Below are 600 nucleotides of genomic sequence, written 5' to 3'. Positions count from 1 at the left end.
GCCGAATGCCGATTCGACGGCGCTCGCCTCGGCGTTCATCGCCACGTCGAGCGTCGCCATCGAGAAGCCGAACAGCGCGAGCACCGCGAGCAGCAGCGGGTAGGTCGGCACGACGAGGATCAGCGCGCCGCTCGCGGACATCGCGAGGCCGCCGGCGAGGCACGCGGTGCGCGAGCCGACGCGCGCGATCCAGCGCGCGTTGGTCGTCATCGCGACGATCGAGCCGATCGCGACCGCGAGGAGTGCGAACGACAGCAGCGCGGGCGACAGCGCGAACTTGTCGCGCACCGTCGGCACGTGCACGCCCCATGACGCGTACATCATGCCGGCGACGAAGAAAAGCGCCATCGTGGCCGCCCGCGCGCGGTGGCGGGCGGAGGCGGGAAGCCGGCGATGGGCTGAGGCGGGCGAGGCGAGATCGGGCGGCTGGTCGGACACGGGAAGCTGGGCGAAGAAAGGCGATCGGCTGCGAACGGCGCGCGAAGCTTACATCGCGCTTAACGAAACAGCGCCGATTCTAGCGGAGCGCGGTGCACTTCGCTTGCGCTCGCCGGGTTGCGCGCGATGCGCCGCCAGGCGCATGCTTGGGGGCGACCGATC

At 71.2% G+C, this 600-nt stretch carries 1 protein-coding gene; it reads right to left on the bottom strand.

What is annotated here, in order from left to right; genetic code table 11:
* Positions 1–348, bottom strand: a 348-nt coding sequence (locus J5M67_RS27460; RefSeq protein ID WP_207888544.1) for an MFS transporter, incomplete at its 3' end; no start/stop codon positions are given.
* Positions 349–600 lie beyond the last annotated feature (252 nt).

Source organism: Pseudomonas sp. 30_B (genome assembly GCF_017491605.1).
In the GTDB taxonomy this organism is placed as follows: Bacteria; Pseudomonadota; Gammaproteobacteria; order Pseudomonadales; family Pseudomonadaceae; genus Pseudomonas.
This window is presented reverse-complemented; position numbering and strand designations above follow the sequence as displayed.